The sequence below is a fragment of the Stappia stellulata genome (assembly GCF_020176715.1).
Lineage (GTDB): Bacteria > Pseudomonadota > Alphaproteobacteria > Rhizobiales > Stappiaceae > Stappia.
Window position 1 is genome coordinate 171,080 of the sequence record NZ_JAIVMF010000006.1, and the last position, 24,060, is coordinate 195,139.

At 65.2% G+C, this 24,060-nt stretch carries 21 protein-coding genes; 12 read left to right on the forward strand and 9 right to left on the reverse strand.

The genetic code is table 11. The features are described from left to right. Positions 1 to 45 precede the first annotated feature (45 nt). A complete protein-coding gene (locus tag LC092_RS10015; RefSeq protein ID WP_224806377.1) occupies positions 46 to 897 on the reverse strand; it encodes a pyruvate, water dikinase regulatory protein in 852 nt (283 codons plus the stop codon). Positions 898 to 1,329: 432 nt separating this feature from the next. Here LC092_RS10015 and hemE point away from each other — a divergent pair, with 432 nt between their 5' ends. The 4 genes from hemE to LC092_RS10035 all read left to right on the forward strand — a co-directional run bounded on the left by hemE (position 1,330) and on the right by LC092_RS10035 (position 5,114). After that, on the forward strand, positions 1,330 to 2,376 hold the full coding sequence (hemE, locus tag LC092_RS10020) for a uroporphyrinogen decarboxylase (protein WP_318245917.1): 1,047 nt from the start codon (positions 1,330 to 1,332) through the stop codon (positions 2,374 to 2,376). Between the two features lie 7 nt (positions 2,377 to 2,383). Continuing rightward, a complete protein-coding gene (gene hemJ, locus LC092_RS10025; RefSeq protein WP_224806379.1) occupies positions 2,384 to 2,809 on the forward strand; it encodes a protoporphyrinogen oxidase HemJ in 426 nt (141 codons plus the stop codon). A gap of 306 nt (positions 2,810 to 3,115) precedes the next feature. Continuing rightward, positions 3,116 to 4,381 (forward strand): transcription termination factor Rho, encoded by a 1,266-nt coding sequence (gene rho, locus LC092_RS10030; protein WP_224806380.1) that lies wholly within the window; start codon positions 3,116 to 3,118, stop codon positions 4,379 to 4,381. Between the two features lie 43 nt (positions 4,382 to 4,424). Next, positions 4,425 to 5,114 carry a GNAT family N-acetyltransferase gene (locus LC092_RS10035; protein WP_224806381.1) on the forward strand — a complete coding sequence of 230 codons (690 nt, stop codon included), beginning with the start codon at positions 4,425 to 4,427 and terminating at the stop codon, positions 5,112 to 5,114. Here the strand turns inward: LC092_RS10035 and LC092_RS10040 are convergent. Next, positions 5,062 to 7,110 carry a thioredoxin domain-containing protein gene (locus LC092_RS10040; protein WP_224806382.1) on the reverse strand — a complete coding sequence of 683 codons (2,049 nt, stop codon included), beginning with the start codon at positions 7,108 to 7,110 and terminating at the stop codon, positions 5,062 to 5,064. The two genes, LC092_RS10035 and LC092_RS10040, sit on opposite strands and share 53 nt — an antisense overlap. Positions 7,111 to 7,250: 140 nt before the next feature. On the opposite strand from LC092_RS10040, the gene mnmE reads away from it, so the two are divergent. The 5 genes from mnmE to LC092_RS10065 all read left to right on the forward strand — a co-directional run bounded on the left by mnmE (position 7,251) and on the right by LC092_RS10065 (position 13,429). Beyond that, positions 7,251 to 8,591 (forward strand): tRNA uridine-5-carboxymethylaminomethyl(34) synthesis GTPase MnmE, encoded by a 1,341-nt coding sequence (gene mnmE, locus LC092_RS10045; RefSeq protein ID WP_224806383.1) that lies wholly within the window; start codon positions 7,251 to 7,253, stop codon positions 8,589 to 8,591. A 388-nt stretch (positions 8,592 to 8,979) separates the two neighbouring features. Further along, the gene (mnmG, locus tag LC092_RS10050) at positions 8,980 to 10,890 is read left to right on the forward strand and encodes a tRNA uridine-5-carboxymethylaminomethyl(34) synthesis enzyme MnmG (RefSeq protein ID WP_224806384.1); all 1,911 of its coding nucleotides are present in this window, start codon (positions 8,980 to 8,982) and stop codon (positions 10,888 to 10,890) included. Next, the gene (gene rsmG / locus LC092_RS10055) at positions 10,887 to 11,582 is read left to right on the forward strand and encodes a 16S rRNA (guanine(527)-N(7))-methyltransferase RsmG (RefSeq protein ID WP_224806385.1); all 696 of its coding nucleotides are present in this window, start codon (positions 10,887 to 10,889) and stop codon (positions 11,580 to 11,582) included. Before mnmG ends, rsmG begins: the two co-directional genes overlap by 4 nt. 6 nt (positions 11,583 to 11,588) lie before the next feature. Beyond that, positions 11,589 to 12,419 carry a ParA family protein gene (locus LC092_RS10060; RefSeq protein WP_224806386.1) on the forward strand — a complete coding sequence of 277 codons (831 nt, stop codon included), beginning with the start codon at positions 11,589 to 11,591 and terminating at the stop codon, positions 12,417 to 12,419. Between the two features lie 107 nt (positions 12,420 to 12,526). Further along, positions 12,527 to 13,429 carry a ParB/RepB/Spo0J family partition protein gene (locus tag LC092_RS10065; RefSeq protein ID WP_224806387.1) on the forward strand — a complete coding sequence of 301 codons (903 nt, stop codon included), beginning with the start codon at positions 12,527 to 12,529 and terminating at the stop codon, positions 13,427 to 13,429. A gap of 140 nt (positions 13,430 to 13,569) precedes the next feature. Here LC092_RS10065 and LC092_RS10070 read toward each other — a convergent pair whose 3' ends face one another. Then, on the reverse strand, positions 13,570 to 14,136 hold the full coding sequence (locus LC092_RS10070; protein WP_224806388.1) for a sigma-70 family RNA polymerase sigma factor: 567 nt from the start codon (positions 14,134 to 14,136) through the stop codon (positions 13,570 to 13,572). Positions 14,137 to 14,549: 413 nt separating this feature from the next. Here LC092_RS10070 and LC092_RS10075 point away from each other — a divergent pair, with 413 nt between their 5' ends. The 3 genes from LC092_RS10075 (at position 14,550) to LC092_RS10085 (ending at position 17,018) form a co-directional block, all read left to right on the forward strand. Further along, positions 14,550 to 15,059: an invasion associated locus B family protein gene (locus tag LC092_RS10075; protein ID WP_318245918.1), complete on the forward strand. Its 510-nt coding sequence runs from the start codon at positions 14,550 to 14,552 to the stop codon at positions 15,057 to 15,059. Between the two features lie 232 nt (positions 15,060 to 15,291). After that, complete coding sequence (gene rlmN / locus LC092_RS10080; protein WP_224806389.1) at positions 15,292 to 16,527, forward strand: 23S rRNA (adenine(2503)-C(2))-methyltransferase RlmN; 1,236 nt, start codon at positions 15,292 to 15,294, stop codon at positions 16,525 to 16,527. Between the two features lie 5 nt (positions 16,528 to 16,532). Next, positions 16,533 to 17,018, forward strand: a complete 486-nt coding sequence (locus tag LC092_RS10085) for a translation initiation factor IF-3 (protein ID WP_224806390.1) — start codon at positions 16,533 to 16,535, stop codon at positions 17,016 to 17,018. Between the two features lie 24 nt (positions 17,019 to 17,042). Here the strand turns inward: LC092_RS10085 and LC092_RS10090 are convergent, their stop codons facing one another. From LC092_RS10090 to LC092_RS21275, 6 genes are all read right to left on the reverse strand, one after another. Continuing rightward, complete coding sequence (locus LC092_RS10090) at positions 17,043 to 17,426, reverse strand: YkvA family protein (RefSeq protein ID WP_224806391.1); 384 nt, start codon at positions 17,424 to 17,426, stop codon at positions 17,043 to 17,045. Between the two features lie 118 nt (positions 17,427 to 17,544). After that, entirely contained in the window at positions 17,545 to 19,161 is a 1,617-nt protein-coding gene (gene purH, locus LC092_RS10095) for a bifunctional phosphoribosylaminoimidazolecarboxamide formyltransferase/IMP cyclohydrolase (RefSeq protein WP_224806392.1), read from the reverse strand. A 158-nt stretch (positions 19,162 to 19,319) separates the two neighbouring features. Next, positions 19,320 to 21,068: a heparinase II/III family protein gene (locus LC092_RS10100; protein WP_224806393.1), complete on the reverse strand. Its 1,749-nt coding sequence runs from the start codon at positions 21,066 to 21,068 to the stop codon at positions 19,320 to 19,322. A gap of 258 nt (positions 21,069 to 21,326) precedes the next feature. Next, entirely contained in the window at positions 21,327 to 21,878 is a 552-nt protein-coding gene (locus tag LC092_RS10105) for a GNAT family N-acetyltransferase (RefSeq protein ID WP_224806394.1), read from the reverse strand. A 4-nt stretch (positions 21,879 to 21,882) separates the two neighbouring features. Continuing rightward, positions 21,883 to 22,434 (reverse strand): helix-turn-helix domain-containing protein, encoded by a 552-nt coding sequence (locus LC092_RS10110; protein ID WP_224806395.1) that lies wholly within the window; start codon positions 22,432 to 22,434, stop codon positions 21,883 to 21,885. A 143-nt stretch (positions 22,435 to 22,577) separates the two neighbouring features. After that, positions 22,578 to 24,011: an RsmB/NOP family class I SAM-dependent RNA methyltransferase gene (locus LC092_RS21275; protein WP_224806396.1), complete on the reverse strand. Its 1,434-nt coding sequence runs from the start codon at positions 24,009 to 24,011 to the stop codon at positions 22,578 to 22,580. Positions 24,012 to 24,060: the final 49 nt, after the last annotated feature.

Genomic DNA, 24,060 nt, shown 5'->3' on the forward strand with positions numbered 1-24,060 from the left:
ACAAGGGATCGGATCGACGCAGGATTTCAGCTCCTTACGGCAATATCAGGGGGTCGGCGGTCGTTCCAGCGCGTTCTTGTGCGCCCGGTAAAGGCTCATGATCTCCGCCGCGGTCTCTTCGATGGAGCGGCGCGTGACATCGATCACCGGCCAGCCGCGTTCGGCGCAAAGCTTTCGCGTCGCCGCGATTTCGGCGGCAATGGCACGGCGGTCGACATAGCTCTCGTTGGCGAAATTCGCCGCGTTCAGCGACAGGATCCGGTTTTGCCGCACCTGCTGGATCCGTTCCACCGATGCGATCACCGCGACCACCATCGCCCGGCGCACCTCGAAAAGCTGATAGGGCAGCCGGATTTCGGGAACAATGGGAATGTTCGCCGCCTTGATCCCGCGATTGGCGAGATAGATGCAGGTCGGCGTCTTGGATGTCCGGCTGACCCCCAGAAGCACCACGTCGGCCTCGTCCAGATTGTCGGGAATCTGGCCATCGTCATGCATCATGGTGAAATTCAACGCGTCGATGCGATGAAAATACTCGGCATCCAGCGCGTGCTGGCCGCCGACCCGGCCGGTCAGCTGCACATTGAGATAGGACTGAAACACCGAGAACACCGGCGACAGGATGTTGACGCAGGGAATGCCGAGCGCGCGGCTTGCCCGTTCGAGCCGCTCGGCCAGTTCCGCATCGACCAGCGTGTAGAGGACGATCCCCGGCGTGTTCTCGATCTCGGCGATCGCCTTGTCGAGCTGGCGCAGCGTCCGCATCAGCGGATAGACGTGTTCAATCGCCTGCACATCTTCATATTGCGCCGTCGCGGCACGTGCCACGGTCATCAGCGTCTCGCCGGTGGAATCCGAAACCATGTGCAAATGAAAGAAGTTACGGGATTTTCCCAAGCTGTTATCCCCGTGTCACGGTTTTGATGTTCATAAAGGCCCCCGGTCTGGGCATAAGTTGGCAGCGGGCCGTCCACCATGCCCGAAGCGCAAAAACAATCAACAATTCACACCGCCGCGGGACCCGGATCCGAAAGCGTTCCCTGGAGTGGGGACAACCGGTTTGTTCCTTCGCCATCCCCAGAAAGGGCGCGTGCGACTCAAAGGTTAACAAGAAGTTAACCATAGCGCACCGGCTTGAAAAAATTATCGGAATCCGGGTTGTCACCGGTTGGCACGAGACTCTTTTCAGAGGAAACTCCTCGACAGCTTCGCCATGAATGAGTCATGTGGAGAGGTGTCGACAACCGGCAATCCCGGATGTCCACCGACAAACAAAAACAACAGAATCCAGATTCAGGATTCTTTTCTTTTTTTTAGAAGGGGGTGTTCGTGTCTCAGACAAGCTCGCGACGGGTCATGCGTGTGCTCGAAGGAGATCGGCTCTGGCCGCCTCCCGTCTGGATGATGCGTCAGGCCGGCAGATACCTTCCCGAATACCGCGAAGTTCGTTCAAAGAAGGTTAATTTTTTGGAATTCTGCTATGACACGGATCTGGCGACGGAGGTCACCCTCCAGCCCATCCGCCGTTATGGCTTTGATGCGGCAATCCTGTTTTCCGATATTTTCGTTGTCCCCGACGCGCTCGGATATCCCGTTCGCTTCGAGGAAGGCCGTGGACCGGTGCTCGATCCGCTCAGGTCCGGCCTGGTGGACCAGCTCGACCAGGGACGGGCGGAACAGCATCTTGATCCCGTGATCGCGACCGTGCGCCGCCTGCGGGCCGAACTTCCGGAAGAGACGACGCTTCTCGGCTTCTGCGGAGCCCCCTGGACGGTCGCTTGCTACTCCGTGGCCGGTCACACCACCCAGGACCAGATCGCCGCCCGTGTCGGCGCCTATCGCGATCCTGAGCTGATGCAATCCTTCATCGACCAGCTGGTCCCCGCATCCATCCGGTACCTGATCCGCCAGTTCGAGGCGGGTGCCGATGCGGTGCAGGTATTCGATACCTGGGCGGGCGTCCTCGACGATGCCGGTTTCGCGCGCTGGTCGATCGCCCCGACGAAGGCGATTGTCGCCGGCGTGAAAGCCGTGGTTCCGCATGCCAAGATCATCGGATTTCCCAAGGCATCGGCCGCGCGGCTGAAGACCTATATCGCCGAGACGGGCGTCGATGCCGTCGGTCTCGACTGGACGGTGCCGGGCGCGCTGGCGCAGGACGTGCAGCGCATGGTGCCGGTGCAGGGCAATCTCGATCCGATGCGTCTTGTGGCGGGAGGCGCCGCACTCGACGAGGGTGTCGACCAGGTGCTCAAGACGCTTGGCGACGGACCGCTTGTGTTCAATCTCGGCCATGGCGTCACGCCGGACGCGGATCCGGACAATGTGCGCCGCATGATCGAACGCGTCCGCGCGACGCCGGATCCCAGGGGCTGATCCGCGAATGCTCTATCTCTGGCTCAAGGCCCTTCACATCATGTCGGTGATCGCCTGGATGGCGGCGCTGTTCTATTTGCCGCGGCTGTTCGTCTATCACGCGGAAACCGAGACGGGCACGCAGCAAAGCGAAACCTTCAAGATCATGGAACGGCGCCTGCTCAAGGCGATCATGACGCCCGCAATGATCGCAAGCTGGGTGTTCGGCCTTTGGGTCGCCTATGAGGGCGGGTTTTTTCGCGACGGCTGGTTTCACGCCAAGCTCGCGCTGGTCCTGATCATGAGCGGCTATCACGGTTATCTGGCCCGCTGCGTCAGGGCGTTTGCCGACGACCAAAACACCCGCAGCCATCGGCACTACCGGATTGTCAACGAAGTTCCGACCGTGCTGATGGTTGTGATCGTCATTCTGGTGGTGATCAAGCCGTTCTGAGCGCGTGATCTGCGATCTGCCGCAGGGTCTGCCTCATGCAAGACTGATGTTGCGGAGATTTAATCCGAAAGAAGTACGGAATCCCGCTTGCTCTCGTTCAATTAAAAATGTAGTTTCCGGAAACCTCAAATCCATTGGGCATGGTCTCAGGGTTCTTTTGCGGACACGCTGCGAGATCAGGCCGGTTCGAGAAGCCGGCTTTCGACCCACGGAATTCCCAACCTTTCAGTCGTACGATCCACTTGCCCATCGCTGCATGCGGATCGATTGTACCCAGTCACTCCAGAAGAAGACTCTCCCTAGCCCATGCGGGAAATGAAACTCTCAGATCTCAAGATCAAGACACCGACCGAACTTCTTGCTTTTGCCGAGGAACATGCGGTCGAAAATGCGAGCACCATGCGCAAGCAGGAGCTGATGTTCGCGATATTGAAGCAATTGGCTGACCAGGATGTCGATATTATCGGCGAGGGCGTTGTCGAAGTGCTTCAGGACGGTTTCGGGTTCCTGCGATCCCCCGACGCCAATTATCTCCCCGGGCCGGACGATATCTATATTTCCCCCTCCCAGATCCGGCGCTTTTCTCTGCGCACGGGTGACACGGTCGAAGGGGAGATCCGCAGTCCCAAGGATGGAGAGCGCTATTTCGCGCTGCTCAAGGTCAACAAGATCAATTTCGAGGATCCCGACAAGGCCCGTCACAAGGTCCACTTCGACAACCTGACGCCGCTTTATCCCGACGAGCGGCTGAAGATGGAAGTCGAACTGCCGAACGGCAAGGACTTCACGGCACGGGTCATCGACCTGGTCGCGCCGCTTGGCAAGGGCCAGCGCGGGCTGATCACCGCGCCGCCGCGGACCGGCAAGACGGTTGTCTTGCAGAACATCGCCAAGGCGATCACCACCAATCATCCCGAATGCTATCTGATCGTGCTGCTGATCGACGAGCGGCCGGAAGAAGTCACCGACATGCAGCGCACGGTCAATGGCGAGGTCGTGTCGTCGACCTTCGACGAACCGGCGGTGCGCCACGTCCAGGTTGCCGAAATGGTGATCGAAAAGGCCAAGCGCCTCGTCGAGCACGGACGCGACGTCGTCATTCTCCTCGATTCGATCACGCGTCTCGGTCGCGCCTACAACACCGTCGTCCCGTCCTCGGGCAAGGTGCTGACCGGCGGTGTCGACGCCAATGCGCTGCAGCGTCCGAAGCGCTTCTTCGGTGCCGCGCGGAACATCGAGGAGGGCGGGTCGCTGACAATCATCGCCACCGCCCTGATCGATACCGGCAGCCGCATGGACGAAGTGATCTTCGAGGAGTTCAAGGGCACGGGCAATTCCGAGATCATTCTCGACCGCAAGATCTCCGACAAGCGCGTGTTCCCGGCGATCGACATCCAGCGCTCCGGCACCCGCAAGGAAGAGCTGCTGGTCGATCCGGTCCAGCTCAAGAAGATGTTCGTCCTGCGCCGTATCCTCAATCCGATGGGCACGGTCGACGCCATCGAGTTCCTGCTCGACAAGCTGCGCCAGACCAAGTCGAACGACGATTTCTTCGACAGCATGAACACCTGAACCGTTTGCGATCCCCGCGCGGGTCGCGCGGCGTCGGATTCACGTGGAACACCCGCAAGCGCGCTTGCGGGTGTTTTGCATTGTGTTTCACGTGAATCAGGCCGATTCGGTTGCGCAACAATGCAAGAGAGCGGATATGCCCGAATACACGCTGGAAACCGACCGCCTGGTGTTGCGTCCCTGGCGCGCGGAAGATGCCGCGCCCTTCGCCGCTCTCAACGCCGATCCCCAGGTGATGCGCTACTTTCCCGCGACCCTCAGCCGATCCGAGAGCGATGCCATCATTACCCGCGCGAGGGCCAAGGCGGAGAGCGACGGGATCTGTTTTCAGCCGGTAGAGGAGAAGGCCAGCGGGCGGTTTCTGGGATTTGTCGGGCTTAACCGAGCGGCGCCCGACGTACCCGTCCCGGATACGCTCGAGATCGGCTGGCGGCTTGCCCGCCATGCCTGGGGGCATGGGTTTGCGACGGAAGCCGCCATGGCCTGGCTTCGATTCGGTTTCGAAACCTTGCGCTTGCCGGAAATCATCTCATTCACGACCCTCGGCAACACACCGTCGCGGCGGGTGATGGAGCGGCTCGGCATGAGTGAAGATCCCGCCGGCGCCTTTGAGCACCCCGCGATTCCAGCCGGTCATCCGTTGCGACCGCATGTGCTCTACCGCCTGTCGGCCGGGCGGTTTAGCGACCGCGCAGGTCGCGGAGATGATCGGCCACATGGGCCGGGTCGGTAAGCGGCGGTCCGCAGCGGCCGGCCGTGCACAGGTAAAGCGTCGGTTTGCCGTCGACGAGGGTCTTGTTGGCGGCCGGGTGATGGTCCGGCAGGGATGCGTCTCCGGTCGCGACGGTGCGACGGATAATCGCCGGGTCGGCAAGCGCTAGAAGCGCACGATCGAAGGCCGGGTCCCGGGCGCCGGTTTGCGTCACGCAGACCGCAAGCACGCCATGTTCCAGCGTGTCCATCGCGTTCAACAATCCGGCCGTTCCGAACACGTTCTTCAGAATAGCTTGCGAGAACGCTGAAAAGATCTGCTCCGCCCGATCCCTGTAAATGTCGTCGCCGGTGAGATGCCAGAGCCTGACGAGCGCTTCTGCCGCCATGGCGTTTCCATTTGGCGTCGCTTCATCATAGGCGGAGTAGGGGCGCACGATCAGACCCTCGGCCGCATCCGAGGTCAGGTAGTAGCCGCCGCGTTCATGGCTGTAGTGGCTATGCAGAAGGTCAGCCAGCTGTTTCGCGTCAGCGAGGTACCCGTCCGCCGTCTGCGGCTCGGGGGCGGCTTCTGCAAGGGTCACGGCGGCGACCATCAGTGCGGCGTGGTCGGTGGAAAATCCCGGGGCGACCATCGTTCCCGCCCGATAGGCATGGGCAAGGCCGGTTTCGGTCATCATGGTATCGAGGATGAACCGATAGGTCCGGGCAGCGGCTTCAGACAGGGATTCACGTGAAACATGATCCGCGGCGCGGACCAGCCCCGCGATCAGCAGGCCGTTCCAGTCCGCCAGGATCTTGTCGTCACGCCCGGGCTGGGCTCGTGTGTTGCGAACCTCAAGAAGCCGTTCGCGCCATCCCTGGAGGGTTTCCTCATCCGTCGGGTCGTCGGTATCATCGGTCCGCGTCAGCCGGTTGGGAATGCTCTTTCCTTCGAAATTGCCGGCCGGGGAAATGTCATAGACCCGGTTGAAGGCAACGGCGTCGGCCCCGCCGAGGACGTCGACCACCTGGTCCGGCGTCCAGACGTAGGTCCTGCCTTCCTCGCCATCGGTGTCGGCATCGAGGCTTGCGGCATAAGCGCCGTCGACCCGCATCTCCCGTTCCAACCATGCGGCGGTCTCCTCGATTCGCCTGCGGAACAATGCATCATTGCCGGGGGTGAGTTCGGCGCTTCCGACCAGGGCCAGATGCGTCAGATACTGGGCATTGTCGTAGAGCATCTTCTCGAAATGCGGAACGAGCCAGCGCTCATCGACCGAATAGCGCGACAGCCCGCCGCCGATGTGATCGTAAATTCCGCCGTTGCTCATCCGCTCCAGCGACAGGATGCAGCCGTTGCGCGCGGCCCTGTCGCCGGAGCGAAGGGCCGCGCGCCAGACCAGCTCCATGACGCTTGCCTGGGGAAATTTGGGAGCGCCTTTCGTTCCACCGGAAACCGGGTCGATCATGTCCGCGAGCTTCAGCCCCGCCGTCGTGGCAAGACCCCTGGGGAGCGAGACGTCTTCGCCGGACGGAACGGTGCGAAGATGGGCCATCAGGCCATCGCGGTTTTGATCGATTCGGCTGCGATCCGACTGGTAGCTCTTGGAAACCGCCAGAAGGACATCGACGAAGCCGGGTCGACCCCAACGTGCCGTTTTCGGAAAATAGGTCCCGCCCCAGAAGGGCTCGGCTTCGCTGGTCAGGAACATGGTGAGCGGCCAGCCGCCCTGTTCGCCAAGCGCATGCAGCGCGTTCATGTAGATCTGGTCGATATCCGGGCGTTCCTCGCGATCGACCTTGATGTTGACGAAGTGGGTGTTCATCACCTCCGCGACATCCCGATCCTCGAAACTCTCGTGCGCCATCACATGACACCAGTGGCAGGCGGCATATCCGACAGACAACAGGATCGGTTTGCCGCTGTCGCGGGCCTCGGCAAGCGCCTCCGGGCCCCAGGGGCGCCAAGCCACCGGATTGTCCTTGTGCTGCAGAAGATAGGGGCTCGTGGCAGTGGCAAGGCGGTTGTCGGTCATGGGGCTTCCCGGTAAGAGGGGCGCAAGCGGCGCGGGCGCGGATCTGTCCGTCCCGCCACCGGCTTCACCAGAAGGTAAGGCGCTGGCACACGCCTGCAAGACAAATGCCCTTGTGACGGGCACCGGAGAGCGAAACGGGCATGACGCAGGATACCATCTATGCCCTGTCGAGTGGGGGTCTGCCCACAGGCGTGGCGATCTTGAGGATTTCAGGACCGGCGGCTCGAGTCGCTCTCGAAACGATGTCGGGCCGGCTCCCCGAGCCGCGTATGGCTTCGCTGTCCCGCCTGCGCGATCCGCAAACGGGAGACCTTCTCGATGCGGCCCTGTGCCTGTGGTTTCCGGGGCCGGCAAGCTTTACCGGCGAGGACGTGGTCGAGATCCAGTGTCACGGCGGCCGGGCGGTGGTGGCAGCCCTCCTGACGGCGCTCGGGCGGATACCGGGTTATCGGCCGGCGGAGGCCGGAGAATTCACGCGGCGGGCCTTCGACAACGACCGGCTCGATCTGCTGGAAGCCGAGGGGCTTGCCGATCTGATCCATGCGGAGACGGAGGCGCAGCGCCGTCAGGCCGTTTCCCAGATGGGCGGGGCGCTGGGGGCGGTCTATGACGGCTGGCGGAGCCGATTGATTCGGATGCGTGCCATGATCGAGGCCGACTTCGATTTCGCCGACGAAGACGATGTGCCGGGCAGCGTCGCGGACGGGATCTGGGCGGAGGCGGAACGGTTGCGCGACGAGATCGATGCCCATCTCGCGCGTTCGCGCGGTGCCGAGCGGTTGCGCTCGGGCGTCCAGGTGGCGTTGCTTGGCCGGCCCAACGCCGGCAAGTCGAGCCTGCTGAACGCCATCGCGCAGCGCGATGTCGCCATCGTTACCGAGGAGGCTGGCACCACGCGCGACGTGATCGAGGTGCATCTCGATCTCGACGGCTATCCGCTCACCCTGATCGACACCGCCGGCATCCGCGAGGCGGAAGGCCAGGTGGAGCGGGAGGGGATCCGGCGGGCTCTGGCGCGCGCCGCCGATGCCGATCTGGTGCTGTGGCTGACCGATCCCGATGCGCAGGCCGGGCACGCCCGCGCCGCTCCTGAGGTCTCCGCCCCGGTCTGGACGGTTGCCACAAAGCAGGATCTTCCAGGGGCAGCGCCTTCCGGCCGCGGCGGCGAGGGGGATGAACCGAGGTTCCGCCTGTCGGCGCTGACCGGAGAGGGTCTCGCCGATCTGATCTCGGCCCTGGGCGCCTTTGCCCGTGACGCCGTCGGCAGCACCTCCGATCCGGTGGCGACCCGCGACCGTCACCGTCGCTGGATTGCGGTCGCACGCGAGTCGCTGACGGCGGCGATTTCGGGCGGACGGCCGCTGGAATTGCGCGCCGAAGACCTGCGCACGGCTGCGGATGCCCTTGGGCGGATTGCCGGCCGGGTCGGGGTCGAGGATCTGCTGGACGTGATTTTCTCTGAATTTTGTATCGGCAAGTAAACGAGCGTTTCACGTGAAACAGCAGGAATCGGGGTTCGATTCAAAACCGTAATGAAGACTCTCCCGTAATGACCGCTGTTTCTCCGGCAAACTCGCGCGGATGGGCGGCTTAGGCCGGGTCGGCGCCCGATATTTGCGCTGTCGTTTCTGCCTGACTTGGCGGAAGTTGTTTTGACCGTGTCGTGGCGATTGGATATTCAAAGACCATAATTACCGCTTGGCGGTTTCCCGGAAACGCACCTCTATCGGGCGGCCGGTCATTCGGCGACGGTCTGTCCTTCAGGCCGGCGTGGTTCTCACGGGCGGGGAATCGTTTCAGGCTCGACAGCAGGACGAGGGGACTGGCGCAGCGGCGGCACTTCCATCCTGAGCAATCGGAGACGTGACTATGGCGGACGCGATGCGTTCGAAGGGATCGCAGCCGGCGGATCGACGCCTCGATGTGATCGTGATCGGCGGCGGACATGCGGGCTGCGAGGCAGCGGCCGCCAGCGCACGCATGGGCGCGCGCACCGCTCTGGTGACCCACAGCTTCGCCACCGTCGGCGTGATGTCCTGCAATCCGGCGATCGGCGGTCTCGGCAAGGGCCATCTCGTGCGCGAGGTCGATGCGCTCGACGGCTTGATGGGGCGCGTCGCCGACAAGGCCGGCATTCAGTTCCGGCTGCTCAACCGGCGCAAGGGGCCGGCGGTGCGCGGTCCCCGTGCCCAGGCGGACCGGGCGCTCTACCGCGCGGCGATGCAGGACGCGATCCGCGAGACGGCCAACCTCGAGGTGATCGAGGGCGAGGCGGCCGAGCTGCTCGTCGCCGACGGGCGGGCGACCGGTGTGCGTCTCGCCGACGGGCGGGAGCTTTCCGCCGGCGCCATCGTGTTGACCACCGGGACGTTCCTGCGCGGTGTCATTCATATCGGCGATCAGCGGATTCCGGCCGGCCGGGCGGGCGAACCGCCGGCGCGGCGCCTTGCCGCCTCGCTGCTCGATCATGGCTTCGAGCTTGGCCGGTTGAAGACCGGGACACCGGCGCGGCTCGACGGGCGCACCATCGACTGGGCCCGGCTTGAGGAGCAGAAGGGCGATTCGGTTCCGGAACCATTTTCCACCCTGACGGCGGCCATCGAGACGCCGCAGATTTCCTGCCACATCACCCGCACGACGCCGGAGACCCACGACATCATTCGCGCGAACCTGCAGCGCTCGGCGATGTATTCCGGCCATATCACCGGGCAGGGGCCGCGCTATTGTCCTTCGATCGAGGACAAGGTGGTGCGCTTTGCCGACCGGGACGGGCACCAGATCTTTCTCGAGCCGGAGGGGCTCGACGACCACACGGTCTATCCGAACGGGATCTCCACGTCGCTGCCGGAGGATGTGCAGCTGGCGTTCCTCAAGACCATTCCGGGTCTGGAGCGTGTCTCGGTGATCAAGTCCGGCTATGCCATCGAATATGATCACATAGATCCGCGCGAGCTTCGCCGCACGCTGGAGACCCGTCGGGTCGCCGGTCTGTTTCTCGCCGGCCAGATCAACGGCACGACCGGCTACGAGGAGGCTGCAGCACAGGGGCTGGTCGCCGGGCTCAATGCGGCGCGGGGCGTCAGCGGCGGCGCGGAAATCGTCTTCGGCCGCGATCAGGGTTATATCGGCGTGATGATCGACGATCTCGTGACCTGCGGCGTGTCCGAGCCTTATCGCATGTTCACCTCGCGCGCCGAATACCGGCTGTCGCTGCGTGCCGACAACGCCGACCAGCGCCTGACGCCGCTCGGGCTGGAGATCGGCTGCGTCGGTGCGATCCGTCGAGTCGCTTTCGAAACGAAATGCGCAAGGCTTGCCGAGACCCGTGCGGTGCTGGAAGGCCTGACGGCGACGCCCGAGGTCGGGCGTCGCGCCGGTCTGCCGATCAATCAGGACGGCGTGCGCCGCTCGGCCTTCGAGCTTTTGTCCTATCCCGATATCGATCTCGACCGGTTGGCGGCGCTGTGGCCGCAGGAGATCGCCGCGCTCGACCGCGCCAGCGCGGAGCAGGTGGCGATCGATGCGCTCTATGCGGTCTACCTGCAGCGCCAGGCCGCGGATATCGACGCGCTGCGCCGGGACGAGGCATTGGTGTTGCCGCAGGACCTCGACTATGCCGCCGTGCGCGGGCTGTCGAACGAGGCGCGGCAGAAGCTCGACGCGGTGCGGCCGGAAACTCTCGGCCAGGCGGCGCGGATCGACGGGGTGACGCCGGCGGCGCTCAGCCTGCTGCTGTCACATGTCCGCCGGCGCGCGGACCGGCCGGGGGCTGCCGCATGAGCCGCCCCGCCGCCGTTTCCGTCACAGACAGTCCCCAGGTTCTCCACGACGTTTTCCCCGTTTCACGTGAAACAGAAGATCGGCTGAGGATCTACGTTGATCTGCTGCTGCGCTGGCAAAAGGCGCAGAACCTCGTGGCGCCGTCCACCTTGCCGGATGTCTGGCGCCGGCATGTCGCCGACAGTCTCCAGGTGCTCAAGGCCGGAGAGGGCGCGCGCCAGTGGGTCGACCTTGGCAGCGGCGCGGGCTTTCCCGGGCTGGTGACGGCCATCGCCTTGATGCAGGACGCGAAATCGCAGGGCGACGCCCATGTGCATCTGGTGGAAAGCAACCAGCGCAAGGTCGCCTTCCTGCGCGCGGTGATCCGGGAGACCGGGTGTCCGGCGACAGTCCATGCCGAGCGCATCGAGGCTGTGGCGGAAGATCTGGCATCCTCCGGAGCCACGCCGATCCAGGCGGTTTCGGCCCGCGCGCTCGCGGATCTTTCGGTTCTCTGCGGCTTTGCGGAGCCCTTTGTGCGCCACGGTGCGCTGGCGATTTTCCACAAGGGGAAAAATTTTCGCGAGGAGGTCGCGCAAGCGTCTCACGCCTTCGACTTCGACATGGTAGAACAGAACAGCCTCATCGATCCCGACAGCCGGCTCTTGATACTCAAGCGGATCCGGCCGCGCGGCGCGACAGGGAAAGGTTAGATCCGGATGAGCATGCTTCCTCAGTCTCCGCGCGTTCTGGCGCTGGCCAACCAGAAGGGCGGCGTCGGCAAGACCACGACCGCCATCAACCTCGGAACGGCGCTGGCCGCCATCGGCGAACGCGTGCTGGTGGTCGACCTCGACCCGCAGGGCAATGCCTCCACCGGTCTCGGCATCGACCGGCGGGCGCGGGACCTGTCGACCTATGATGTTCTGACCGGCGAGTGTTCCCTGGCCGAAACGATCCAGGAAACCGCCGTGCCGCGCTTGTGGGTGGCGCCATCGACCATGGACCTTCTGGGTGTCGAGCTGGAGATCGCCTCGCGCTCCGACCGGGCGCATCGGCTGCGCTCCGCCGTGTCGGAGATGGCCCACGGCGAGCGTGGCAGCGAAGGCGGCTTCGATTTCACCTATGTGCTGATCGACTGCCCGCCGTCGCTCAACCTGCTGACCATCAACGCGCTGTCGGCGTCCCATTCGATCCTGGTGCCGCTGCAGTGCGAGTTCTTCGCGCTGGAGGGTCTCAGCCAGTTGCTGAGCACGGTCGAGCAGGTCAAGGCGGCGCTGAATCCGGAACTGTCCATCCACGGCATCGTGCTGACGATGTTCGACAGCCGCAACAACCTGTCCAACCAGGTGGTGGCGGATGTGCGCGAGACCATGGGCGATGCGGTCTATGACACGATCATCCCGCGCAATGTGCGGGTGTCGGAAGCGCCGTCCTACGGCAAGCCGGCGCTGCTCTACGATCTGAAGTGCTCCGGCAGCCAGGCCTATCTGCGGCTGGCGTCGGAGATCATCCAGCGGGAGCGGGCGCTGCGCGGTGTCGCTGCCTGATCGGGATACGGTGCGGTTGCATTGGATTCGGATGCGCAACAATTGGACTTGCGGACTTTCAAGGGAACACGCGCACGGGGCGCGCGCATGGGTGACGAGTGAGCGAAATGGCTGACGACGACGGTGGAAAGAAGAAGCGGCTCGGACGGGGACTGGCCGCGCTGATCGGTGAGGTCGGAACCGAGCCGCCCGCGGATCCGCGTCCGCCGCGCGACACGCGCCGGGTGCCGATCGAGTTCCTGACCGCCAACCCGCGCAACCCGCGCAAGAGCTTCACCGAGGCGGATCTCGACGACCTGACCTCCTCCATCCGCGAGAAGGGGATCGTCCAGCCGCTGCTGGTGCGTCCTGTGTCGGCCCGCGACAACGCCTATGAGATCATTGCCGGCGAGCGGCGCTGGCGGGCCGCGCAGCGCGCCGGCCTGCATGTCGTGCCGGTCGTGGTGCGCGATGTCACCGATCAGGAAGCGCTGGAACTGGCGATCATCGAGAACGTCCAGCGCGCCGATCTCAATCCGATCGAGGAGGGGCTCGGCTACGACCAGCTCGTCCAGGAGTTTTCCTACAGCCAGAGCGAACTGGCCAAGGTGATCGGCAAGAGCCGCAGTCATGTGGCCAACACGCTGCGCCTGCTCAAGCTTCCCAACTCGGTGAAGGACTATCTGGCGGAAGGCCTGCTGACGGCGGGCCACGCGCGTGCGCTGATCACGGCCGAGGATCCGGCAGCACTTGCCGAGCTCATCCTGGAAAAGGGCCTGAACGTGCGCGAGGCCGAGCGGCTGGCGCAGGACCCGGATGCTTTCGCCAAGAAGGTCGGGCCGAAAGGCAAGGTCGAAAAGGCCGAGAAGGACGCCGACACGCGGGCGCTGGAAAAGCGGCTGACCGATACGCTCGGCCTGAAGATCGCCATTGCCCACAAGCAGGACAAGGGCACGGGCGAGCTCAAGATCCGCTATGCATCGCTGGAGCAGCTCGACGAGATTTGTCGCATTCTCGGCGTTCCGTCCTGATTTCTCAAATTAAATCAATATCATAATATAAAGGCCGCCGGCGTTTCGGCGGCCGTCTTCGTGCTGCGGTCAAAGCCTTCGGTTGCAACCGTGGGTGCCGGGCGCTGAGCGGCGCTTTCTCGAAAAAAGGAAGAACGCCGTCAATTGATGTCGACGGCTTCGTCGGCCTCGAGGATGCGCCGCAGGCGGGCGAAGGCGAGGCGGATGCGCGATTTCACCGTGCCGAGCGGCAGGCCGGTGTCTTCGGCGATCTGGCTGTGCGACAGGCCGGAGAAAAACGCGCGGCGGATGAGATCGGCCTGTTCCTCGGGAAGCGAGGTCAACGCCTCGCGCACGCGGTCCTCGCGCAGGCGGGCATCGAGCTCGTCGTCCTGGTCCTCAGGTGCGGCGGGCCGCAGGCTCGGGTCTTCCTTGTCGAGCAGGGCCGAGCGGTCGCGCCTGAGCGCGTCGATCCGTCGGTTGCGGGCGATGCGGAACAGCCAGGTGGCGGCTGTCGCGCGGCTGGCATCGAAGAGATGCGCCTTGCGCCACAGGGTGATCATCACCTCCTGGGTCAGTTCTTCCGCCGAGGCGGCGTCGGCCCCCAGGCGTATGAGATAGGACTTCAGGCGCGGCGCGAAATGGTCGAACAATCCCGCAAAGGCGGTCTTGTCGCGTTGCTCTGCAACGCGGCGGATCAGGTCTGTCAGCGGGTCGGGCTTTGCCACGGTCTATGCGGCCTCACCCGTCCAAGGAAGCTGGTCGGCAGTGTTCCACATTGGTTGTCGTTTTCCATTCCTGCTTGCCGCGCCCGATATGCCGGTTCCCATGATCCACGGCTGGATACAGGTTCCGAACACCCGGAAACCGTCTTTCGATCCCTGCGGGCACAACAGCCCGCCATCACCGCATTCGTCAATAGCGTTTTGGTTTATCCCGCATTTCCGGTGATGTCACACTCTCGCCCGATTTGTACAGGCAGCGTGCTCTGCATCACGATCATACCGGGTTTTACAGGTCGCGCCACGTTAGCGCGCGTCTATCAACCCTTTCGTAACTTGCGGCGCGATAACCTTAAGACAAGGTAACCCCAACCTGGCAAGTTTGACCCAAATCCAACGGGAGCAGTAGCGGTTAGGAGATGATGCAGGCACGAACGCTAATTCCGGCCCTTCTTGCGCTTGTTTTCACGAGCGCGGCAGCGCTGGCGCAGACGCCGGCTCTGATCGGCCAGCACAGCGCATGGGCGACCTATTCCTACGGCGGTGCCAAGGGCAAGGTCTGTTACGCGCTTTCGAAACCCACGAAGCTCGCGCCGAGCGATCGCAATCACGGAGATGTGTTCTTCTTCGTGTCGAACCGCCCGGGTGAGAATGTCGACAACGAGCCGAGTGTGATCGTCGGCTATTCCTTCAAGGAGCAGTCGTCTGTTTCCGTTGATATCGACGGGCAGAAGTTCACGATGTTCACCAAGAAGGATGGCGCCTGGATGGCCAATCCGGCGGAAGAGCGCAAGCTCGTCGCCGCGATGAAGGCCGGACGGGAGATGGTCGTGTCGGGCGTATCGGCGCGCGGCACGCAGACGACCTACACCTATTCGCTGTCCGGCGTGACGGCGGCGATCGGCTCCGCGGACACGGCCTGCCGGTAAGGCTGGCGGGTTTTGGCGGGCGATCGGACTCGCATTCGCATGCGATGACGTATATCTAGACGTCCTGTCGAAAGGCGGTGGTTCAGGCCACCGCCTTTCGGCGTTGGCGGAGGCCTCTCGCGTTTCGGGGCATCCGCCGCGAGCCCCGGCATGTTAGGCTTTGGCCGCACGACGCCCAGAGGCCCTGCCGGAGCCGCACCCAGACAACGCACGAACCTTTGGAACCCGGATCATGACCGTGATCGACATCGATGGACCCGACAAGCGGCGCGGCACCTCGCCCGCCCCGGCAACGGCGGCACAGCCTGCGGAAAAGCCGACGCTGATCGGTCTCGACCGTGACGAACTGGCGCAGGCCCTTGCCGGCATTGGCGTTCCCGAGCGCCAGCTGCGCATGCGGGTCGCCCAGATGTGGCATTGGCTCTATGTGCGCGGCGTGTCGGATTTTGCCGATATGCTCAATGTTTCCAAGGATCTGCGCGCGCAACTCGCCGACGCTTTCACCATCGCGCGGCCCGAGATCGTCTCGGAGCAGATTTCCAACGACGGCACGCGCAAGTGGCTGTTCCGCTTCCCGCCGCGCGGGGCCGGCCGTCCGGTGGAGATCGAAACGGTCTATATTCCGGAAGAGGGGCGCGGAACGCTTTGCGTGTCCTCGCAGGTGGGCTGCACGTTGACCTGCAGCTTCTGTCATACCGGCACCCAGCGGCTGGTGCGCAATCTGACGGCGGAGGAAATCCTCTCGCAGATCCTGATCGCCCGCGACCGTCTCGGCGATTTTCCGCGCGGCTCGACGCCGGCCGATGCGGCGGTGCCGAGCGAGGGCCGGCTTGTCACCAACATCGTGATGATGGGCATGGGCGAGCCGCTCTACAATTTCGACAACGTCAAGAAGGCGCTGCTGATCGCGTCCGATGGCGACGGATTGTCGCTCTCCAAGCGGCGCATCACCCTGTCGACCTCAGGCATCGTTCCCGAAATCGCCCGCACCGGCGCCGAAATCGGCTGCATGCTGGCGATCTCGCTGCATGCGGTGCGCGACGACTTGCGCGACGAACTGGTGCCGATCAACAAGAAATGGAACATCGCGGCGCTGCTCGACGCCTGCCGCGCCTATCCGGGGCTGAACAACGCCCGGCGGATCACCTTCGAATATGTGATGCTCAAGGGCGTCAACGACAGTCTGGCCGATGCCCGCAAGCTGGTGCAGCTCCTGAAGGGCATTCCGGCCAAGATCAACCTGATCCCGTTCAACCCGTGGCCGGGGTCGGGGCACGAATGTTCCGACTGGGAGCAGATCGAGGCTTTCGCGGATGTGGTGAACAAGGCCGGCTATGCCTCGCCGATCCGCACCCCGCGCGGGCGGGACATCTTCGCCGCCTGCGGCCAGCTCAAGTCGGAATCGGAGCGCATGCGCGCCCGCGACCGGGCAGCGCTTGAGGCAGCACCCGCCGGGCAAAGCGCCTGAGTGACATGATCGATGCCGCCGCAGTCCTCGCCCAGACGATCCGTGTGGTGATCGCGCTGGTGCTTGCCTTCGTCGCGGCGGGCGTCTTTCTGGCCTTCGGCCTGTTTCAGGCCTGGACGGGGGACGCGCATCCGGCGGAGATCGGGGCCGCTGTCGGCGCCGGGCTCGTCGGGGCGAGCGTGATCGGCGGGTTGTCCTTCGTGCCGGCGCTGATTGCCGTCCTTTTTTCCGAAATGCTGCGGCTGCGCGGCATCGTGTTTCACCTTGCCGCCGGCGGACTGATCGCGCTCGCGCTTTGGGTCATGCAGGACGCCGGGGGACAGGCGGCGGGCGTCCAGAGCGCGCCCTCAGGCCTGCCGCGCGGCAGCCTCGTGGTGCTGGCGGCTGGCTTCGTCGGCGGCTTCGTCTACTGGCTCCTGGCGGGCCGTCAGGCCGGGTGTTGGCGCATGAAGACGCCATCGTCCCGCGACACCAGCGATCCTTCCGAATAGCTTTGCTGCGGATGCAGGGCGCCGTCAGGAGCGTTTGCGGCTCTTTGGCGTCAGCGCCTCGCGCGCAGCGTCCAGATGTTCGTCGCGCACATGGGCACGCACCAGCGCCAGAACGCCCATCAGCACGCTGGCGTCATCGGTAAAGCCGACGCCGAGCAATACGTCCGGGATCACGTCCAGAGGCATCACGAAATAGGCAAGCGCGGCCAGAATGGCGCCGCGCACCCGCGACGGCGTCGCCGGATCGAGCGCGCAGTAATAGGCGGCGATCACGTCTTCCATGAAGGGTATCTGGCCGGCGGCCTTGCGCGCGACATCGAAGATGCGCGCACGCACCTTGCGTTCGCGCTCCTCCTCGGGGCCGAGATATTCCGGATCGATACCGAGGTTGTCGTAGCTGGCCGCCATCTGTCATCCCTTTCGCGTCGAATGTCGCGGACAGGGGATATGTGGGGTGCGCGGCGGGCAAAATCAAAGCGCGCCGCGCGGCCCCCGTTTCCTCGGGTCCCGGCGATGGCCGGCCCGGTCAGTGGCGGAAGTGCCGCATGCCGGTGAAGACCATGGCAAGCCCGGCTTCGTCGGCCGCGTCGATCACGTCCTGGTCGCGCATGGATCCGCCCGGCTGGATCACGGCGGTCGCGCCCGCCTGGGCTGCGGCGAGCAGACCGTCGGCGAAGGGGAAGAAGGCGTCGGAGGCAACCGCCGAGCCTTGCGTGCGCGGCGCGTCCCAGCCGGCCGTCTTGGCCGCATCCTGCGCTTTCTGGGCGGCGATGCGCGCGCTGTCGATGCGGCTCATCTGGCCGGCGCCGATGCCCGCCGTTGCTCCGTCCTTCACATAGACGATGGCGTTGGACTTCACGTGTTTCGCCACGCGGAAGGCGAACTTGAGGTCCGCGAGCTCCTGTTCGCTCGGCTGGCGCTTGGTGACCACCTTGAGGTCGAGATCATCGACGACGCCGGTGTCGCGGTCCTGGACCAGCAGGCCGCCGGCCACCGACTTGACGATGCGGCCGCCGGCGCGCGGGTCGGCAAGGCCGCCGGTCAGGAGCAGGCGCAGGTTCTTCTTCGCCGCGACGATCCGGATAGCCTCGTCGCTGGCGTCGGGGGCGATGATCACCTCGGTGAAGATCTTGACGATCTCGGTCGCGGCGTCGGCGTCGAGCGGGCGGTTCAGCGCGACGATGCCGCCGAAGGCGGATACGGGATCGCAGGCCAGCGCCTTTTCATAAGCGTCCTTGAGACTGTCGCCGACGGCGACGCCGCAGGGGTTGGCGTGCTTGATGATCGCGACGGCGGCGGAGACGGCCGGATCGAATTCGCTGACCAGCTCGAAGGCGGCATCCGTGTCGTTGATGTTGTTGTAGGACAGCGCCTTTCCCTGCACCTGCCGGGCGGTGGCGACGCCGTTGCGGCGTTCCGGCGTGGTGTAGAAGGCCGCCTGCTGGTGCGGGTTCTCGCCGTAGCGCATTACCGAGGAAAGCTGGCCGCCCATGGCGACGTGGGCCGGCGCCGGCTCGCCGATCGCGCCCGCGAACCAGTTGGAGACGGCCGCGTCATAGGCGGCGGTGCGGGCGAAGGCCTTCTGCGCCAGCCGCTTGCGCAGCTCCAGCGGCACCTGGCCCTCGTTGTGGTCCATGGCGTCGATCACGCCGGCATAATCGGCCGGATCGCTGATCATGGTCACATAGGCGTGGTTCTTGGCTGCCGCGCGGGTCATCGCCGGTCCGCCGATGTCGATGTTCTCGATGGCGGTCGCGAAATCCGCGCCCTTCGCCACCGTGTCCTCGAAGGGGTAGAGGTTCACGCAGACGAGGTCGAAGCCCTCGATGCCGTGCTCGCGCATGGCCGCGGCATGGTCGGCATCGTCGCGGATCGCGAGCAGGCCGCCGTGGACCTTGGGATGCAGCGTCTTCACCCGTCCGTCCATGATCTCGGGAAAGCCGGTGACCTCGGAAATGTCGCTGACGGCAAGGCCCGCGTCGGCAAGGGCCGCCCGTGTGCCGCCGGTGGAGACCAGCGAAACGCCGCGCGCGGCCAGGGCCTTGGCAAAGTCGATGAGGCCCGTCTTGTCGGAGACGGACAGAAGCGCGCGCTTGACGGGGACCAGCTCGGGAACGGGAGTGCGTTTCGACACCACGGCCATGTGGATTTTCCTTCGGCGGTTGGGCATTGGGAGATGGCCCAAGCGCCTAGCATGAAGCGCCGATTTCGGAAAGGCGATGATGGGGGAAAGCCGCGAGAAAACGCGCAAGGCCCGGCGTTTTTCAGGCGTTTGGCGGCGCCGTCGGCCGGTTTTTGCGACTAGAGGTCGAGTTCTTCCGCGCCTGCATCGCTGACACGCCGGCGAACGGCCTGCGGGGCGGCCGTGCGGCGGAACTGCCAGGCGGCTTCGCGGCGGTGGGCGACGCGGCCGTAGACCACGATCTGCTCGCTGCGCCGGTGGCCGTAGGAATCCGACAGATAGATCGATTCCTCGATCACGGTTTCGCAGCCCGGCGCGACGAATTCCCAGGCCTCGCCATCGGGCGCGACGATCAGCACGGCGGTTCCCGCCCGAACGGTGCTCGCCTTCAGCGCCGGATGCAGATGAAAGCGCAGGGCGAATTCGTCGCCGCGCACGGCCTTTCCGGTCGGCATGAACCGGTCGATGCCGTCGAGCACGCTGCCGTCGGTCGCAAGCGTCAGCTCGCGCTCGTGCAGCAGGCGGTGGCTTTCCTGATAGCCGTTATGGCTGGCGATGACGCGCAGGCCGTCGGGGCCGTCGTCGCGGGTGACGGGCACCTGCGTCGGGCCGGCGACGATGGGCGCGCCGAGCCAGTCGCGGTAGCGCGGATCGGAGAGGAAGCGCGCGGAGGAGGTGTCGTCGATGGTCGCGGTCGAATGGGCGGCGGTGGAGCGCGAGACGGTGCGCCAGGTGCCGCGATCGGACGACGAGACGCCGCAGTTGACGATCAGCCGGGTGCGCCGGGAGGACATCTCGAAGGACAGGCAACCGGCATGGGCGTTGAGGCTGAGGGCCGGCGGCGGCGGGCAGCCGGTCTCCATCAGCACCACCGTGTCGCCGGCGCTGAGCCGCTGATAGCCGGAATGCGGCGCATTGCTCGGCGGGGCGCCGCGGGCATCGTCATAGGCAAGGATCGTGGCCACCAGATCCGCCGGGGTCGGCCCCATGCCGTTGAAATGGGCGAAGGCCCCGTCGCCATGGCGAAAGAAGCGGATCATCGGCATCATCCGGTCGATCGACTGCATCACCGCCTGGGGCGTCGGCAGGCCCTGCACCGTCAGCGCGTGGCGCACGGGCAGAAGATCGACGAGAATGTCTAGAAGCGCCGCCGGATTGCGCGACACATGGCCGCCGTCGGCGAGGATCTGGCGGGTCAGCTCCTGGTCGAGACGGCGCAGGCTCTGGCGCACGTAGCGTCCCTGTCCGGACATCGATACGGTGGCGGCGGCAACGGCGATGGCCGCGGTCAGCCGCGGCACGCCGTCGGGCGTCTCGTTCATCGTGCGCCGGAGATAACGGACCTGGCGCGCCAGGGAGCGCAGGAAGCGGCGGTAGAACTCGCGGTCGCAATCCTCAAGGATCAGCGGCGACTGTGACAGCCAGGCCAGCACCCGGCGCGCCACGACGGGCTGTTCCCAGCCGGTGTCGTGCCAATAGCCGCAAAACCGCATCCAGTCGTCGACGAGCGCGCGTGCGTTCTGGCGCGCGACCACGGTGTCGGCGGCCTTGAGGTGGCGCAGCCAGCCGAAGCCGTGCAGCGCCCGCGCCCAGTCGCGCGACGGCGGCTCGACCTCGAAGGGCGAGCGTCCGTTTGCCTCGATCTGTTGACCGGCGAAAACGAAGCGGCCGGCATAGATGTCGGCCGCATTGGTGCCGTCCGCCGTGCGCAGGTCCTGCGGCGCGATCAGAAGTCGCGCCGGCGCGCCGGAAAACGGTCGCCATCTGAACAGGGGTCCGCCGTGAACCCAGCGCAATATGGACTGCCAGGCCGTGTGCGCGAGAAGACGCCAGACCCGTGCCCGTTCGGCCACTGACAATAGCGTCATCTCGATCGGTTTCCCTCCAGCCCGCCGGGCGTTGCACTCGTTTCCTTTCGCGACGCATGTTCGCATTTGAAACGAGTCTTACGGATTAAGGTTAGCGATCCGTTACAACTTAATGCTCGATTCGACATGTATCTTTGGAAATCTGCCGGTTTATTCCGGTTTTTGGCTGGCCGCAGGGTCAGCCGCACGAGCGGCCGGCCGCAAACGACGGCAAGACGGGACCGGGAAACATGCCGCGACCGGCCGGTGGCGGCGATGTTACAGGGCCTTGTACATGTAGGTGGTGGAATGCAGCCGCTTGCCGTCGGGATCGAGCGCGAAACCGGGCACGATGCCCGCTTCCGTGTAACCGAGGGAGGCATAAAGGCTCTGGGCGGCGTCGCCTGTTTTCGTGTCGAGGGTGATCAGCGTCTTGCCCCGGGCCCTGGCGTGTCCTTCCAGCGCCTGCATCAATGACCGGGCAATGCCCCGTCGCCGGTGGTGCGGGTGCACCGCCATTTTCGAGACCTCGCAGCGATGCGGCTGATTGGGCGGAAGCCGCGTTTCAAGCTGCACGGTGCCGACCGCTGTATCGCCGGAAACGGCCGCCAGCAGCACCCGGTTACCCCGGCGAACCTGCGGAAACACGTTTTCCGTCCAGAAAGCCCGCGCGGCCAGCGGGTCGAGCGGCTGCAGGAAGCTGATCGCCGCGCCGGCATCCACGCTGGCGACGAGGATGGCGGACAGGGCGTCGAGATGCGCCTCGAGCGCGTCGCCGGACAAGGGGATGATGGAAACCTCGGGCACGGGGCGGGACGTGGTCTCGGGCATGGGCTCAGTCCAGCAGCAGCAGATAGGCGGCGGGCTCGGCGCCGGTTTCGAAGCGCGAGGCGCCGAAAAGCCGATAGCGCAGGCAGTCGCCCTGCGACAACGCGTAAGCCTGGCCGTCGATCTCGACATCGAGCCTGCCCTCCAGCATGACCAGATGGTGCTCCTGACCGGAGACCGGCGGCGTTTCATAGTCGATGCGGGTGTTTGCCTTCAGGTCGCAGCGGATCACCTCGGCGTTCAGGCCGCGGCTTGGCGGCGAGACGACCCGGCGCGTGAAACCGGCGTCGGCATCGGCCCATGTCGTCTGATCCTTGTGGGCGACAAGCGGCTGAAATCCGCCGTCGAGGGGGGCGAGCAGCCGGGTCAGGGTCAGGCCGAAGGCCGAGCAGAGCTTCGCCAGCACCTGCGTGTTCGGGCTGACCTCCGCGTTTTCGATCCGCGACAGCGTCGCCCGACTGACCGAACTCCGGTCGGCCAGCTCCTGCAGCGTCCAGCCCTCGCGGGTTCGCAGGGTGTGGATCCGCTCGGCAAGTCTGGCATCCTGGTCGATCACCATGGAAATTCTCATTTGTGAGCGATGCTCTCATAAATGGGATAATCGATGGCCGATCCTGCGTCAAGGGTCGCGACGAGCGTGCCCCCGGTCGAGACGGGTCGGCCGGTGATATCCGCAAGGAGCGGGCGATTTGTCGTCCTGGATCAGCCGGTCGCGTCCGTGGAGGCGCGGCGCACCAGCCTTGCGGCAAAGAAGCCGTCGAGCCCGCCGGCAGCCGCCGGATCGCGCGGGAGCGACGAGGGCAGCGTGCGCAGGTCTCCGGCGTCGGTCACCGTTCCCGCCACGCCGGTTTCCGCCTCGCGGATCGGCTCGCGGCGGAAGTCCGGATTGGCGGCAAGAAACGCCTCGATCTGCTTCTCGCCTTCAGCCGGCTCGAGCGAGCAGGTGCAATAGACGAGGGTTCCGCCGGACGCGAGCCAGGTCGCCGCCCGTGCAAGCAGCGATGCCTGACGCTCGGCGAGCGTGTCGATATCCTCCTTGCGCCGGTTCCAGGCAACCTCCGGGTGGCGGCGGATCGTACCGGTCGCGCTGCAGGGCGCATCGAGCAGGATCGCATCGAAGAGCTTCCCGGGATCGTATTCCAGCAGGTCGGCGGCCACCACCTCGGCCTGAAGTCCGAGCCTTTCGAGATTTTCCGACAGCCGCGCAAGGCGCTTCTTTGAGATGTCGAAGGCCGTGACCGACGCGCCGGCCTGGGCGAGTTGCGCTGTCTTGCCGCCGGGCGCGGCACACAGGTCGGCCACCCGCTTGGCCGAGACGTCTCCCAGCAGCTTTGCCGGCAGGCTGGCGGCGGCGTCCTGCACCCACCAGGCACCCTCGTCGTATCCGACAAGGGCTTCGATGCGCCCGCTGGTCTCCGCGAGGCGAACGGTGTCGCGCGCGACAATCTGCCCGCCGAGACGCTCGGCCCAGGCCTGCGGGTCGGCTTTTACGGTGAGGTCCAGATTGGGTTCATGCTGGTGCATGGCGGCGATCGCCAGCGCCGTTTCCTCGCCATAGGCCTTCTGCCAGCCGGCGAAGAGCCAGACCGGCGTGTTGCGCCAGACCTGCCCGGTCTTCTCCAGCAGTTCGGCGGAGTTGTCCGACATGCGCCGCAACACGGCGTTGACGAGACCCTTGTAGCGGCGGGTCACCGGATCGCGACCGGCGTCGGCAACGGCGATGTCGACGGCAGCCCGGTCGGGCACCTCCATGAACAGGATCTGTGCGCCCGCGACATGCAGGATGTTCATGACGGCGCCGGTCTTTTCCGGGATCGGACGCTCCAGCAGCATCTCGAGGGCAGCCGCGATCTGGCCGCGGCGGCGCAGCGCAAGGCCGAGGATGGCACGCACCAGCGCGCGGTCCTTGTCGCCGAGCGTGTGCAACTCGGGATGTCCGCGTGCGTCGTGAAGCTCCTCGTCGAGCGGCCGACGTCCGTAGATCACGCGGCCCAGCACCTCGGCCGCGATCTTGCGCGCCTTGAGGCCCGGGGTCTCGCGGCCAGTCGTCGACCGGTCCGCAGTCCCGCGCCCGGACTGGGGCGGACGGCGTTTCGCGTTCGGGGTCTTGCGGCCGGGCGGTCTGGAGGTCGGCACGATGGGGCGCGTCTTTCGGTTTGACGGACCGCCCGGTCTCTCGCGGGTG